11 protein-coding genes and 1 tRNA gene are annotated in these 14,800 nt (G+C 69.9%); 7 read left to right on the top strand and 5 right to left on the bottom strand.

Translation table 11 applies throughout. From position 1 onward, the window contains the following. Positions 1–193: 193 nt before the first annotated feature. Entirely contained in the window at positions 194–1,645 is a 1,452-nt protein-coding gene (locus FrCorBMG51_RS09525; RefSeq protein ID WP_047222712.1) for a zinc-dependent metalloprotease, read from the bottom strand. Positions 1,646–2,029: 384 nt separating this feature from the next. On the opposite strand from FrCorBMG51_RS09525, the gene FrCorBMG51_RS09520 reads away from it, so the two are divergent. The 3 genes from FrCorBMG51_RS09520 (at position 2,030) to FrCorBMG51_RS09510 (ending at position 3,963) form a co-directional block, all read left to right on the top strand. Further along, complete coding sequence (locus FrCorBMG51_RS09520; protein ID WP_235433454.1) at positions 2,030–2,524, top strand: molybdenum cofactor biosynthesis protein MoaE; 495 nt, start codon at positions 2,030–2,032, stop codon at positions 2,522–2,524. 55 nt (positions 2,525–2,579) lie between these two features. Then, positions 2,580–2,816: a hypothetical protein gene (locus FrCorBMG51_RS09515; RefSeq protein ID WP_013872418.1), complete on the top strand. Its 237-nt coding sequence runs from the start codon at positions 2,580–2,582 to the stop codon at positions 2,814–2,816. Positions 2,817–2,922: 106 nt separating this feature from the next. After that, positions 2,923–3,963, top strand: coding sequence for a YlbL family protein (locus FrCorBMG51_RS09510; protein ID WP_047222711.1), 1,041 nt, complete (start codon positions 2,923–2,925; stop codon positions 3,961–3,963). A 130-nt stretch (positions 3,964–4,093) separates the two neighbouring features. Here FrCorBMG51_RS09510 and FrCorBMG51_RS09505 read toward each other — a convergent pair whose 3' ends face one another. Further along, the gene (locus FrCorBMG51_RS09505; RefSeq protein ID WP_047222710.1) at positions 4,094–4,600 is read right to left on the bottom strand and encodes a PPA1309 family protein; all 507 of its coding nucleotides are present in this window, start codon (positions 4,598–4,600) and stop codon (positions 4,094–4,096) included. 96 nt (positions 4,601–4,696) lie between these two features. On the opposite strand from FrCorBMG51_RS09505, the gene FrCorBMG51_RS09500 reads away from it, so the two are divergent. Continuing rightward, the gene (locus FrCorBMG51_RS09500; RefSeq protein WP_047222709.1) at positions 4,697–7,672 is read left to right on the top strand and encodes a UPF0182 family membrane protein; all 2,976 of its coding nucleotides are present in this window, start codon (positions 4,697–4,699) and stop codon (positions 7,670–7,672) included. Between the two features lie 197 nt (positions 7,673–7,869). Next, positions 7,870–7,946, top strand: a tRNA-Met gene (locus FrCorBMG51_RS09495). A gap of 357 nt (positions 7,947–8,303) precedes the next feature. Here the strand turns inward: FrCorBMG51_RS09495 and FrCorBMG51_RS24955 are convergent. Together FrCorBMG51_RS24955 and FrCorBMG51_RS09485 are read right to left on the bottom strand one after the other, a co-directional pair. Continuing rightward, positions 8,304–9,029, bottom strand: a complete 726-nt coding sequence (locus FrCorBMG51_RS24955; protein WP_175648249.1) for a hypothetical protein — start codon at positions 9,027–9,029, stop codon at positions 8,304–8,306. Positions 9,030–9,292: 263 nt separating this feature from the next. After that, positions 9,293–9,550 carry a hypothetical protein gene (locus tag FrCorBMG51_RS09485; protein ID WP_013872435.1) on the bottom strand — a complete coding sequence of 86 codons (258 nt, stop codon included), beginning with the start codon at positions 9,548–9,550 and terminating at the stop codon, positions 9,293–9,295. Positions 9,551–9,839: 289 nt separating this feature from the next. On the opposite strand from FrCorBMG51_RS09485, the gene FrCorBMG51_RS09480 reads away from it, so the two are divergent. Beyond that, positions 9,840–11,228 carry a polyamine ABC transporter substrate-binding protein gene (locus FrCorBMG51_RS09480; RefSeq protein WP_047222708.1) on the top strand — a complete coding sequence of 463 codons (1,389 nt, stop codon included), beginning with the start codon at positions 9,840–9,842 and terminating at the stop codon, positions 11,226–11,228. Between the two features lie 135 nt (positions 11,229–11,363). Here FrCorBMG51_RS09480 and FrCorBMG51_RS09475 read toward each other — a convergent pair whose 3' ends face one another. Further along, the gene (locus tag FrCorBMG51_RS09475) at positions 11,364–12,716 is read right to left on the bottom strand and encodes an aminotransferase family protein (protein WP_052914509.1); all 1,353 of its coding nucleotides are present in this window, start codon (positions 12,714–12,716) and stop codon (positions 11,364–11,366) included. Between the two features lie 601 nt (positions 12,717–13,317). Between FrCorBMG51_RS09475 and FrCorBMG51_RS09470 the strand changes: the two genes are divergently transcribed. After that, positions 13,318–14,724 carry an aspartate aminotransferase family protein gene (locus tag FrCorBMG51_RS09470; RefSeq protein ID WP_047222707.1) on the top strand — a complete coding sequence of 469 codons (1,407 nt, stop codon included), beginning with the start codon at positions 13,318–13,320 and terminating at the stop codon, positions 14,722–14,724. Positions 14,725–14,800: the final 76 nt, after the last annotated feature.

Here is a 14,800-nt window from a genome sequence, read left to right as displayed (position 1 = left end):
GGCCGGCTTGCCCGGCCGGCCCGCGCGTCCCTGCCCGACCGGCCGGTGCGTCGCGGTGGGTAGCGACGACACATACGTCGGATGGGGAGAAACCCCCGGCATGCGGTTGAACTCTCCAGCTTCCCCTTCTGGAGGGTTCTCCGATGACCGGGGGTTTCGTGCCCGTCAAGCTATGGCCGCATGGTGGTTACGGTCAACGACCGCCGCGCGGACCATCGGGCGGATCCGGGTCGTGTGTGCCTCCTGGCCCGGGCGGCTCGTCCGGCGGCTCACCCGGTGACTTTGGCGGCGGGGTGTCCCGGAGCCGCTCGAGCTCTGAGATGGGGTCACCCAGAGTGCTGGCGGTATCGCTGGTGGCGAACCGCTGCGGGTCGGCGAGATCGTCGGCGTCCGGGAGCAGGTCGGGATGGGCCCACAGCGCGTCCCGCCCGTCGATCCCTCTGGCCTCGCCCACGGCGGCCCACAGCGCGGCTGCCTCGCGCAGCTTGCGGGGACGCAGGTTGAGGCCGACGAGCGTGGCGAAGGTCTGTTCGGCCGGCCCGCCCTCGGCCCGTCGCCGGCGCACCATCTCGCGCAGCCTGGACGCCGCCGGCAGGTTCTTCGCCGCGGCGGCGTCGGTGACCGTCTCCACCCACCCCTCGATCAGCGCGAGGATCATCTCGAGGCGGGCCAGCGCCGCGGTCTGCTCGGGCGTGGTCGCGTCGTCGAAGACGTCACCACCGAGCGCTTCGGCGAAACTCGCCGGGTCCATCAGCCGGGACGGATCCATCAGCCTGGACGGGTCGAGCATCGTCATCGCCCGCGAGACCGCGTTCGGGTCGACGGTGATACCCCGCGCGTACTCCTCGACTGTGCCGAGGACGTGCCCGCGCAGCCACGGGACGTGGGCGTACAGACGCTGGGACGCGGCTTCGCGCAACGCCAGGTAGATCCGGACCTCGGTGGGGTCGACCTCCAGGCCGGTGCCGAACGCCTCGACGTTGGCCGGTACGAGCGCGGCCGTGCGGGCCGGGCCCAGCGGCAGCCCGACGTCGGTGGCGGAGACCACCTCGCTGGCCAGCAGGCCCATCGCCTCGCCGACCTGGGCGCCGAACAGCATCCCGCCGATTCTGTTGATCATCTGGATGATCGGGCCGCCCGCGGACGCGAGCTGGCCCAGGTCAAGACCGGGCGGGAGCTGCGCGGCGAGCTCCGGTGGCAGCCCGGCACCGAGATCGCCTATCTGCGCGAGCCCGCCGGAGATACCGCCGCGCATGGCCTCGGCGACCCGGGCGGCCACCGGATCGCACAGCGTCCGCCAGACGGGCAGCGTCACCTCGATCCATCTGCCCCGCGTCCACCCCTCGGCGGCCGTGGCCCCGGCAGGCAGGGTCGTCACGGGGTCGAGCCAGACGTCGGCGAGCCGGACGGCCTGCCGGACGGCCTCGACGTCGGCATCGGTGACGGCCCGGTCGCCATCACCGAGGGTGCGTACCGCGACCTGGCGCGCGAGCTCCCAGTTGACCGGTCCGTCGTGCCAGGACAGCAGGCGTTCGAGTTCGGCGAAGAACGGGGCTCCGGTGCCGAACGGCATGCCGGAGCCGCCACCCGAGCCGCCCGAGGACGAACCGCCCGGAGTGAAGCCGAAGGGGAAGCCGCCGCTCATCGCCGCCGTCCCCGCCGGGAGGAGGTGCGCTGCGGTTCATGGACCCTGGATCCGGACATGCACCAACGGTAGTGCGTTTTCCTGGCGATGCCGAAACGACGTCACCGGGATTATCGACGGGGCGGCCCATGAGCGCCGGTGAAAGCCACGAGCCGGACAACCCGTCCGCCGGCCGCCGCTGGATCCCACCGTCGTCCCAACTGTCGTGTTCCGGCTGTCACGTCCCAACTGTCGCGTTTCGGCTGGCGGCTGCCCCGGCCGTCGGTGAGCTCCGTCTCCACACCCGTCGGGTGTCGGTACCGGGACATCCCCGGCGACGTCCGCGGCAGCTCGAGGCCGGCACCGTCCGGGTGAGTGCTCTGCGGTCGGGTTACGGTCGGGCACATGAGCGACATTGATATCCAGGCTGGATCCGGCTTGCGCCGCGGTGTCCGCGACGCGGCTGGCCGGCCGAGCGTGGGACGGGTCGTCCTCGGGTCGATACGGGCGGAGGAACTGTCGGTCGACGAGTGCCTGCGTGCCGTCCGCGGGCCCGGAGTGGGGGCGGTCGCGCTCTTCGTGGGCACGGTACGCGACCACGACCATGGGCGTGCGGTCGCCGAACTGGAGTACACCGCCCACCCGCGTGCCGGAGCCGAGATCGCACGGGTGGCGGCCGGCGTGGCTGCCGCCCACCCGGTGCTGGCCGTTGCTGTCACCCATCGCACCGGTCTGCTCGGTATCGGTGACATCGCCGTTGTCGTCGCGGTGGGCGCCGTGCACCGTGACGAGGCGTTCGCGGCCTGTCGTCACCTGATCGACGAGGTCAAGGCCCAGGTGCCGATCTGGAAGCGGCAGGTCTTTACGGATGGTTCGTCGGAGTGGGTGGGCGCCTGCTGAACCTGCCTCTACCATGAAGGTCGCCTCCCTTCCCCGTCTCGACGCTGAGGCCGCCATGTGGTTCCTGCTTATTCCGCCTGTCGCCGTCCTGGTCACCCTTGTCTGGTTCGCCCTGCGTTCGCGCCCGGAACGCCGGCCCGAAGCACTGATCACCGTTGAGGGCTACCGGCGCAGCATGGCCGCTCTGGCGCGGCCGCTGCACTCGTCCCGTGACCCGTCCAGTCATGATCGGAACGGGACGTTCCGAGCCGGCGGCCGCCCACCGGACCCGCGGTCGCCGGACGCGCCGTAGCCGCCCGTCCGTGCTGGATCCGCTCGCGTGGCCGGGTCGTTGCGGGCCCGCGAGCGCCTGCGCCACATTCATGATCGACTTTTTGTCAACCCGCTAGACTGCGAACATGACGCGGCGTATCCAGACACTCGTTGTTGCGTCCACGTTGTCGTTACTGCTCGTGGTCATTGGGCTGTGGCTGCCGGTGCCGTTCGTGCTGCTCTCGCCTGGGCCGGTCACCGACACGCTCGGACGTCCCGACGGCAAGCCGCTGATCGAGATAGAGGGCCGGCAGACCTACCCGACCTCGGGGCGGCTTGAGCTGACGACGGTCGAGGAGATTCCCCGGCTCAACGTCCTCGGCGCGGTCCGCGGCTGGCTCAACAGCGACCAGGCCGTGGTGCCCCGGGAACTGGTCCAGCCGCCGGGCACCAGTGACGAGCAGATCCGCCAGGAGAACACCGCGGCAATGATCGACTCGCAGGACCAGGCGACCGCCGCGGCTCTCGGTGAGCTCGGTGTCGCCGCGACCGGGACGTCCGTGGTCGTCTACCGGCTCGGTGAGCGCTCGCCCGCCGAGGGCAAGCTGCTGCCGGGCGATGCGATCGTGTCCGTCAACGGCACCGCTGTCACCACCCAGGGGCAGTTGCGGGACGAGATAGCGCGGGTCCGCCCCGGGCAGCCGGTGACCATCTCCTACGTCCGGGACGGCGGCGAGCCCGCGCGGGCCGACATCACAACGGTGCCCGCGCCGGACGACCAGGGCCGACCGGTCATCGGGATCATCACCACCGAGAAGCGCAGCTACCCGTTCACGGTGACGATCAGGCTCAAGGACGTGGGCGGACCGAGCGCCGGGCTGATGTTCGCTCTCGGCATAGTCGACCTTCTCGGGCCCGAACAGCTCACCGGCGGCCAGACGATCGCGGGCACCGGCACCATCGACGCCGCCGGCACGGTCGGGCCGATCGGGGGCATCCAGCAGAAGCTCCTCGGCGCCCGCCGGTCCGGTGCGGTGGCCTTCCTCGTCCCGGCCGGGAACTGCGCGGACGCCCGGGAGTCCGCGCCGGACGGCCTCCGGCTCATCCGGGTCGAAACGTTGAAGGACGCCATCGGCGACCTGCACGCCCTAGCCGACAACCCGCAGGCGAACGTCCCCACCTGCTGAACAACATCCCATCCGTCTGAGAAGCCCCACCCGCCTGAGAACAACCGTCCCGAGTGGCCGGTTGCCGGCCACCCGACGGACGCACCGGCCGGCAGGCCCGCCCCGGTCGGGAAACGGGCGGCCGGTGCGGTCAGTGAAAGGTTGCGAGCAGGCCGTCCACGAGGCCGTCGGCGAGATCCGGGTCGACCACCAGTTCCTCGTCCCCACGCACCCGCAGGCAGGACGCGTGCTGCCCGTCGCGGGTCACTCCGACCGCGAGCCGCACGTCCTGGCGTTCGGGATGGCTGGCCGCCCAGAGTTCGATGTCCGCCTCCTCGTAGGGGGCTTCCTGCTCGGCGCTCGGGGGCAGCACGACGAGTTCGGTGACCAGGACGCAGCCGAGAACCTCCGGCGGCCAGCCGATGCCGGCCAGTACCTCGTCGAGGCGCCCGACGGGCAGGGGCTCCTGCTCGACCGGGGTGAGCGAGCCAGGGACGATCTGGCCGACGTGCGCGGCCAGGGCCGGCTCACGGGCGATGAGGTCAGACGTGTCCGCCAGCGCGTACACCTGACTGGGCTGGTCCCAGCCCAGATCGGCCACGTGCCGCTCGACCTCCAGCACAACGGAGGTCAACTCACTGATGTCGGGGCTGCTCACTAGCCCATCCTCTCCGATGGTGCCAGTCGGGCACTGGCGTAGGTTGCCTTCCAGGTGGACAACCCGGTCGTGTGCCCCCGACACAAGGAGAAGCGAGTGGCAGCAGCCCGCAGGCCACTGGTGGCGCGTACCCGCATCCTCATCCCCACTCTGGTCGTGCTCATCGTTCTGGTCGTTCTGCTCGGCGTCTTCACCCGGGTCTACACCGACCTGCTCTTCTTCCGGTCGGTCGGCTTCGGCAAGGTCTTCAACACCGTCCTGTCGACGCGGATCCTGTTGTTCGTCATCTTCGGCGCGCTGATGGCTGTCGCGGTGGGCGCCAACCTGCTGCTCGCGTACCGGCTGCGGCCGTCGGTACGCCCGCTCTCCCTCGAGCAGCAGAATCTCGAGCGCTACCGGGCCGCCATCGAACCGTACGCGGTCCTGATCCTGTTCGGCGTGTCGATCCTGTTCGGCATCGTAGCGGGTGTCTCGGCGTCCGGCCGGTGGCGGACCTGGCTGTTGTGGCGCAACGGTGAGTCCTTCGGACAGCAGGACGCCCAGTTCCACCGGGACATCAGCTACTACGCCTTCACCTACCCGTTCCAGCGTTTCCTGCTCGGCTTTCTGTTGACCATCGTGGTGCTGTCGTTGCTGGTGACGCTGGTGACGCACTACCTGTTCGGCGGTATCCGGCTGCAGACGCAGGGTGAACGGGTGGTGCCGGCGGCGAAGGTGCACATCTCCGTCCTGCTGGGCCTGCTGGCCCTGCTGAAGGCATGGGCCTACTACCTCGACCGCTTCGGGTTGGTCTTCTCCTCACGCGGGGCGGTGCACGGAGCGTCCTACACCGACACGCACGCGGTACTTCCCGCGAAGCTCATCCTGCTGTTCATCTCGCTGCTGTGCGCGGTGTTGTTCATCTACAACATCTTCCAGCGGGGATGGACGCTGCCCCTGCTGTCCGCCGGAATACTGGTGCTGTCCGCCCTGGTGGTGGGAGGTATCTACCCGGCGATCGTCCAGCAGTTCCAGGTCCGGCCGAACGAGGCCTCCCGGGAGGCGCCCTACATTGCCCGGAACATCGCGGCCACCCGCGCCGCGTACGGGATCGACCAGATAAGACCGCAGCCCTACGACGCGTCCACCACACCCGACACCACCAAGCTCGGCGCGGACTCGGCGACGCTGTCCAACGCCCGCCTGCTGGACCCGAACGTGCTCTCCGCGACCTACGACCAGCTCCAGCAGATCCGCGGCTACTACGGGTTCCCGGCCTCGCTCGACATCGACCGCTACGCCATCGCCGGCTCCGACGGGCGTGAGGGCACCCAGGATTACGTGGTCTCCGTCCGTGAGCTCGACCAGGGCGGTCTCGCGCCGCAGCAGCGGAACTGGATCAACCTGCATCTGACGTACACCCACGGCAAGGGGTTCGTCGCGGCGCCGGCGAACACCGTCGACAGCTCCGGGCGCCCGGTCTTCACCGAGCAGAACCTGCCGCCGACCGGCCCGCTGAACGTGCGGGAGAGCCGGGTCTACTTCGGCGAGATGTCCCCGGACTACTCGATCGTCGGCACCCGGCAGGCCGAGATCGACGGGCCGGGCGACGCCGCGGGCAGCCAGGCGACGACCAGCTACGACGGCAGCGGCGGCGTCTCGATCGGCTCGACGTTCCGGCGGGCCCTGTTCGCGTTGCGCTTCCAGGAGAAGAACATCCTGCTGTCGAGCGACATCACCGACAGCTCCCGGATCCTCTACGTGCGTAACCCGCGGGACCGGGTGAGCAAGGTCGCACCCTGGCTGACCCTGGACGGCGACCCCTACCCGGCGGTCATCGACGGCCGGGTGACATGGATTCTCGACGGCTACACGACCACCGACGGATATCCCTACGCCCAGCGCCGCACCCTCGACTCGGTGACCGCGGACGCGGTGACCACCCGGGTGGCCAACCGGGCCAACCAGGCCGCGAACGAGGTCAACTACATCCGGAACTCCGTGAAGGTCACCGTCGACGCCTACAACGGGACCGTCGCGCTCTACGCCTGGGACGAGGCGGATCCCGTCCTGAAGACCTGGATGAAGGCGTTCCCGGGCAGCGTGAAGCCGAAGAAGGACATTCCCGCGTCCCTGCTGAGCCATCTCCGCTACCCGGAGGACCTCTTCAAGGTGCAGCGGGACCTTCTCGCCTCCTACCATGTGACCGATCCGCGTGAGTTCTACTCACAGGAGGACTTCTGGGCGGTTTCACCGGCCCCGGACGACCAGAACCAGACACAGCCGCCGTTCTACGTCTACAGCCAGCTGGTCGGGCAGTCGCAGCCCACCTTCAACCTGACCTCCCCGCTGCTGGCGCGGGCATCGTCGAAACTCGCCGCCTACATGGCGGTGTCGAGCGATCCCGGCAGTTACGGCGAGTTCCAGGTCCTGCAACTGCCGAAGGGCGTCACGATCAACGGGCCGGTCCAGGTGCAGAACCTCATCGAGTCCAACGCGAAGATCTCCCAGGAGCTCAACCTGCTACGAGGCCAGGGCTCCCGGACCATTCAGGGGAACCTGCTGACCCTGCCGGTGGCGGGCGGGCTGCTCTACGTCGAGCCGTACTACGTCCAGGCGCGGGAGAACGCCGTGTATCCGACCCTGCAACGGGTGGCGGCCGTCTACGGCGAGAACATCGGTTTCGCGCCGACCCTGGGCGAGGCGTTGAGCCAGGTCTTCGGCACGACTCCCGACAGCACGCCCGGCGGCGGTACGGGCGGCACAGGTGGTACGGGACCGGAGAGCCCCCCGCCGGGCGGCGGCACGAACGATCCGCAGATCCGGCAGGCGATCACCGACGCCGACCGTGCCTTCACCGCCGGGCAGGACGCGCTGCGCAAGGACCCGCCCGACTTCACCGCCTACGGCAACGCGCAGAAGGATCTCGCGGACGCCCTGGACCGGTTGGGACGGCTGACCGCGGCGCCACCGCCACCGTCGCCGCCGGCAGGCCCCGAGCCGCCGCCTTCTCCGCCGCCGGCCGCCGCCCCCGACGCCGCGCCGGCCGCGCCACCGACCACCGTGGCGCCGGCCGGGGCGCCGGGAGGGTAGCCGTCCGCCGGGAGCCCGGGAGGACCGTGTGGCCCCGCTGAGGCCGGGCCCACTGAGGCCGGGCCCGGTTCCGCGTATCGCGTGGCCGGGCCCGGCCGTCGGGGCCCGCGGGCGACTGGCTGGCAGCCCATCGGAAGACTCGATCACGTCCGTTTGACACCCCCCACCCCGCGTCTTGTATGGTGAAGGCACACCGACGCGGGGTGGAGCAGCTCGGTAGCTCGCTGGGCTCATAACCCAGAGGTCACAGGTTCAAATCCTGTCCCCGCTACCAAAGAAAATCCCGGAAGTCAGACGACTTCCGGGATTTTCTATTATCTGCGGGCGGTTTGGTGAGCACCGTCGTCCGCAGGGGCGACGCCGTCGAGGACGTACGCGCCGCCCATCGGTGGGTCACACCGACCACCGTGGCCGGCTGGAGGCCACAGTCGCAGGTTCGGCCAGACTCCCCGACTCCGCCCCGGGACCGGCGGGGAACCGCCGAGCGGCGGCTCCTCAGGCCGCCGCGGCGACCATGGACAGAGCGGAATGCCGTCAGATCTCACCTGTTCGTCTCAGGTTCAGATACAAGAACGAGGCTGCTGACACCTTCACGGAGCGCCAGGGGTGTGGAAGCTGTGTGGCTGGGGTTTCAGGTGAATTTCACCGAGCCGCAGGTGAGGTTCTGCGGTGGTGGGGTCGGGGTTGACTGGCCGCGGGTGATCAGGCGGGAGTCGGAGAAGTTGTAGAAGGTGGCGCGGCCCTGATAGCTCCTGCCGTCGGTGCTGGTGCCCGTCCAGATCTCGATCGCGGCGGCCGGTGACTGTGTGCGGCGGCATCCCCATTTCGCCGCGTTCCGCAGCGAGGCGCCGTAGGGCAGCGACGCCTGCTGCCCGTCGAGCGTGACCAGCCGCAGCCGGGAGCCGACATATCGGAAGACCGTTGCCGCCTGCAGCCCCGCACCCCGGTCGACCCGGACGAACACCTCCGCGTGCCCGTCCCGGTCCGCGTCGACCGAGCCGAGTACCCCCTGCACCGTCAGGTCCGGGTTGCCCTGGAAGGGAACCTCGTCGGTGTGGCCGGTCGCGTAGCGGACGCGGAGCGTGCCAGCGGCGGGAAGGGCGATCGAGTCCGTGCGGCCGTCGCCGTCGACATCGCCATCCCGCGCCGGGGAGGCGCTGGCGGACGCCGTTGCCAGCGGCGTGGAGCGCTGCGTTCCCGTAGTTCCCGTCCGATTGCTGTCGGACGACTTCGAGACATGCGACGATCGCCCGCTGGACGAGCGGCTGCTACCGCTGCTGCTACCGTTGCAGCCCGCCACCAGCAGGAGCGCCGCGGCGACCACCAGGGTGACGGGAACAGCGGATGGCACGGACACACGCATGATGCTCCCCACAGCCGTAAAAGCTTTCATCCGGTATATCCGCTGACTCGGATGAATACGAGGTCATCGTGCCGCGGTGAGCCTGTCCGGATATCGACAGCGTAAAATCGCCGTCAGCCTGTTGAGATTCGATGAATACCGTCGGAATGCGGCGGGACGCCGGCCGGTCTTCGTGTCCGGCGGCGAGGGCGGGACGGTTGTTGTTCCGTCACGTCGCGTTCCACTGGGCCGGTGCCGTGGGTCCAGGTGCCGTGGGTTCAGGTGCCGGGGGTGCGCCAGGGGCTTGCGGGGCGTAGCAGGTCGGCCGAACGCAGCAGCACCTCGGCGAGCAGGCGGGCCTCTTCGGGCGTGAGGTAGGCGGCGGCGAGGGCGTCGAGCATCGGGGCGTCCAGACGTAGCAGGATCACCGGAGCCTGTCCCGCGGCGGCCGGTGGTTCGGGCCGGACCGTGATCTCTGCCTGACCGATCCGGGTGGTCAGAACCCCGTCGTGTGGATCGTGATGAACCAGCGCCATGGTCATCCACTCCTCCCGAACCGAACTGGTTCCGGCTGTCGCACATGTTGGACTCTCGTCCACTGGTACTGGTTGCTCCGATTGGACGTCGGTTTTCCGACCGCGGCCGCGGGAACAGCATGATCATCGTGCTGGCGGCGTGCTGGCGGTGTCCGTACCGTGGGGCCACATTGTGGTCCTAAAAGTAGTCATCCGGACACGCAGTTGAATATAGGCGAGAGAGACATCGATCGTAATCAGCGATCAGCAGTGGTGTCGCTACTTTTCGTCTATTTTTGGAGAGGTCGAGATGACGCCGAGCTCCGGAGGCTCCGCCGCCGACACGCCGGACAGGGGCCGCTGTGATCCCTGCCATCCCGCCCTGCTGCGCGGCCTGACCATGCCACGCACATCCACGCGCCGGGGGGCACACAGACGGCCGGTAGCGGGCCGGAGCGGGATCGGGCGGCGGGAGTTCCTCGGCCTGGCCGGCCTGAGCCTGTCCGGCGCGCTGGCCGGCGGTGGCGCCCTGCTGGCGGCATGCAGCAAGGAGCACCCCGCACCGCCGCCGCTGCCCCCGGAACCGAGTCCGCTGCCGGCACGCGGCATCGCCGAGTACTGGGCCGGCCGGACACCGGCCGGTCATTTCGACTTCGCGAACTGGCCGCTGTACATCGACACCTCCCCGGGCCAGCCCAACAGCCATCCGACGCTCGACGTCTTCACCAGCACAACCGGCATCACGGTCTCCTACCGCGAGGCCATCGAGAACGACGAGTCGTTCTACGCGGGGATCCGACCGTTGCTGGAGGCGAGCCGCCCGACCGGCTACGACCTGATGGTCATCCCCAATGGGCAGGTGCTCGCCGACCTTATCCGGCGCAACCACCTGGCGCCGCTGGACGCGGGCCGGCTGCCGGCCTTTTTCGCCAACGCGGACGAGAGCGTGGTGAATCCCTCCTACGACCCGAACAACCGGTTCACGGTCGCCTGGCAGTCGGGGATCACGGGGATCGCCTACGACCCCAACCGTACCGGCCGGGAGATCAACAGCTTCCGTGACCTGTTCGACCCGGCCTTCGCGGGCCGGGTCGGGATGTTCGGGGACGCTCGGGACCTGCCGAACTTCACCCTGGTAGGCATGGGGATCACACCGGAGACCTCGACGCCGGCGGACTGGCAGAAGGCCGCGGAGCTCCTGCGCCGGCAGCGGGACGCCCGTATCGTCCGCGACTACTACCAGCAGGATTACATCGAGCCACTCAAGAAGGGGGACATCTGGCTGTCCATGGCCTGGTCCGGGGATATTTTCCAGGCCAACTCCGAGGGCGCCGACCTGCGTTTCGTGATTCCCGCCGAGGGCGGCATCCTGTGGACCGACAGCATGTGCATCCCGGTCACCGCGCCACATCCGGTGGACGCCATCACCTTCATGAACTTCGTCTACCAGACCGACATCGCCGCGAAACTCGCCGAAGGCATCAACTACATCACCCCCGTCCCGTTCGCGCGGGATAAGATCATCCGGGACGCGGGCGCCGCCAGCGGACCCGCGCAGGCACAGATGGTCGCCACCGCCGACAGCCCGCTGGTTTTCCCGGTCCGCTCGGATCTTTCCCGGCTCCGGCGCTACCGCGTCCTGACCCAGCTCGAGGCCGTCGAGTGGAACAGTCTGTTCCAGTCCGTCTACCAGCCCTGACGTCTACCAGCCCTGACGGCCCCGGCCATCAGGGCCTGATGGCCGGCCCCGCGCCCGGCAGCCGCCACCGGTGCGGGCCCTGTCGGGCGCGGGGCCGACGCGGGCTTCGGGCCCGGATCGGATGCCGGAGCCGGATCAGGCCCCGGGACCGGGGCCGGCGTCGAGGGCCGCCCGCAGCGCGTCCGACAGCGTGTCCACCTCGGCGAGGTCAACGACCAGCGGCGGGCAGAAGGCGAGGGTCGACGCGCCGATCGGACGGACGATGACACCGTGGGCGAGCATGCGGTCGCGGGTCGCGGTGGCGTCCACCCCGGCTGGCAGGTCGACCGCCCACATGGCGCCGCGGCCGCGCACGTCGGTGAGGCCGTGCGTCCGCGCCACCGAGCGCAGCCCGGCCGCGAGGCGGTCACCTATCGCGGGCGCCCGGTCGATCAGGCCCTCGGACTCCAGCAGGCCGATGTTGGCGAGCGCGGCCGCGCACGCCGCCGGATGCCCCGCGTAGGTGCCGCCGTGCCGCAGCACCACATCCGGACGGCCCAGCGGCTCGTGCACGGCAGGGCCGAGGAGCACCCCGCCGAGCGGCTGGNNNNCCCCGCCGAGCGGCTGGTAGCCGCTGGTGACGGCCTTGGCGAACGTGACGATGTCGGGCCGGACGCCGAAGTGGCCCGCGCCGAACCAGTTCCCCAGCCGCCCGAATCCGGTGATCACCTCGTCGAGGATGAGGAACGCGCCATGACGGTCGCACAGCTCGCGCAGTCCGGTGAGGTAGCCCGGCCGCGGCGGGTGGACGCCACCGGCACCGATCACCGGCTCGGCGATCACCGCGGCGACCCGGCCGTGGTTGCCGGCCAGCACCGCGCCCACCGCGTCCAGGTCGTCCTTGCCGACCTGGACAACGTCGCCGACCCCGGGGCCGAATCCCTCCCGGTTGGCCGGTAGGCCGGTCAGGGTCATCCCGCCGTAGGTGACGCCGTGATAGCTCGGGGAGCGGCTGATGATGATCGTCCGCTCCGGTCGGCCCGCGAGGGCGTGCGCGAGACGGGCGATCTTCACCGCGCTGTCCACCGCCTCGGACCCGCCGTTGGTGAGGAAGACCCGCGCCTGTGGCATGGGCGCGAGCGCGGCGAGCCGTTCGGCGAGCGCCTCGGCCGGGGCGTTGGTGAACCGCTCGAAGAGGTGGAACGCGTCCAGCTCCCGCAGTTGTGCCGCGATCGCCTGGATGATCTCCTCGCGGCCGTGTCCGACCGCGCAGTACCACAGGCCTGCCATCCCATCGAGGTAGCGACGGCCGGAGTCGTCCGTGACGTACGCGCCCTGGCCGGAGACGATCCGCAGGAACGACCCCGCGGGCGTCGCCGGACGCGCGAACGGGTGCAGCAGCGGCCCCGGTCCCGCCGGTTCCTCCACCGTGGGATGTGACTGGGCGGGGTGCGGCTGAGCGGCGGATCGCGGCTGGGTGGGGTGTGACGCGGGCGCGGGGTGTGGCATGCAGGCAAGTAGCGCACGTCCCGGGCATCGTCGCAACAGCCCCGCCGTCCCGCCGGCTCGTTCTGCCGGCTCGGTCCGGCTGGGGCTCCGGCGCGTGATACGGGCATGGCGCAGGCACGGTGCGGGTGTGGCGCGGACGCGGTGTGCGCACCGCCTGTCGGGTGCCTGTCGGGTGCCTGCCGGGGCCCCGCCCGGATGATGATGGCGGGGCAACGCCGTCCCTGTGGGGCCTCTCCGCATCGGACCGGGCGAACCGGGAGTAAGCATGACTTGTTTTGTCGGATACTTCCGCAAGTAACTGGCAGTCCGTAAGTAATAGGAATTCCGTAAGTAGCGGGAAGTCTGCCGGAGTGATTCATCCGGTATGGGCCCGGTATTTCCGGGCCGGTGGTCGGCGCGGATTCCTAGTGCTTCGCGCCAGGCCGGCGGTAGGACGGTCCTGTCTTTTGCGCGTCAGCCGTGGACCGGGTCGGCAGGTGCCGGGCGGGCTACGCTTTCCATACCGAGCGCCGGTGGTCCGAGTGGCCCGATCGAGTCCTCGCGATTTCCGGATTCCCAGGTCACTGGGAGGAAGCGAGGTCACTGGGAGGGGGCGCAGCACATGGCCGGAACAGCGTCCGAACCGAAGGAAGGCGCCTTGTCGGCCCGTCGCGACGAGCGGGTGGCCGCCCTGACCGAGCGTGAGGAACTGCGGCTACAGGCGCGCACCCCGGGCTCACGGGCGATGCACGCCCGGGCGGTGCGGTCGATGACCGGTGGGGTTCCGTCGTCCTACCAGGCCCGTGATCCCTGGCCGATCTACCTCACGCACGGGCGCGGTTCCCGGGTGTGGGACGTCGACGGCAGCGAGTACTGCGACTTCCACAACGGCTTCGGGTCGATGGTGCAGGGGCACGCGCACCCGGCGATCGTCCGGGCGGTGCGGGAGCGGATCGGGCTGGGCAGCCACTTCGCCATGCCGACCGAGGACTCCGTGATCGTCAGTGAGGAGCTGGCCCGTCGTTTCGGCCTGCCGCAGTGGCGCTATCTCAACTCGGGCTCGGAAGCGACGATGGACGCGATCCGGATCGCCCGGGCCGTCACCGGGCGCGAGACGATCATCAAGATCTTCGGCTCCTACCACGGCCACCACGACTACGTGATGGTCTCCATCGGCACCCCGTACGACGAGATCGGCCCGCCCGACAACATGGCGTCCCTCGCCTATGGCGAAGGCATACCGCGGGCCGTCGTCGACCTGACCGTGCCGGTGCCGTTCAACGACGCCCCGGCCATGGAACGGCGGATCGAGGCGCTCGCCGCCGACGGGCGACCACCGGCATGCGTGATCATGGAAGCCGCGATGATGAACCTCGGGGTGGTCCTGCCCGAGCCCGGCTACCTGGAAGCCGTCCGGGAGATCACCCGGCGTCACGGCATCGTGCTGATCTTCGACGAGGTCAAGACCGGGCTGTGCGTGGCGCCCGGGGGAGCGACCGAGCGGTTCGGCGTCCGGCCCGACATGGTCACCCTTGCCAAGGCGCTCGGCGGTGGCCTGCCCTCCGGCGCCGTCGGCGCGACCGTCGAGATCATGGAGGTGGTGGCGTCGGACCGGGTCAAACAGGTCGGGACGTTCAACGGCAACCCGCTGACCATGGCTGCGGCCCGGGCGAGCCTGCTGGAGGTCCTCACCCCGCAGGCCTACGCCTACCTGGACCGGCTGTGTGAGCTGCTGATCGCCGGCTGCGACGAGATCCTTCGCCGGCGCGGGCTGCCCGGCTACACGGTCGGGATCAGCTCGAAGGGCTGCGTCCACTTCACCGACGCGCCGATTCGCGACTACACCTCCTTCATGGCGCACCAGAACGCGGCGCTGCCGGAGCTCGCGTGGCTGTACAACGCCAACCGAGGCGTGCTGATGGCGCCGGGCCGGGAGGAGGAGTGGACACTGTCGGTGCAGCACACCGAGGCCGACGTCGACCGCTACCTGGACTCCCTCGACGCGCTGGTCCGAGACGTCACCTCATGACGGAATGTAACCGGCTGACGGAATATCACCGACCGACGGAGTATCGCCTACTGACGGAATGTCACCTCATGGCCGG

It is taken from the genome of Protofrankia coriariae, assembly GCF_001017755.1.
GTDB lineage: Bacteria > Actinomycetota > Actinomycetes > Frankiales > Frankiaceae > Protofrankia > Protofrankia coriariae.
This window is presented reverse-complemented; position numbering and strand designations above follow the sequence as displayed.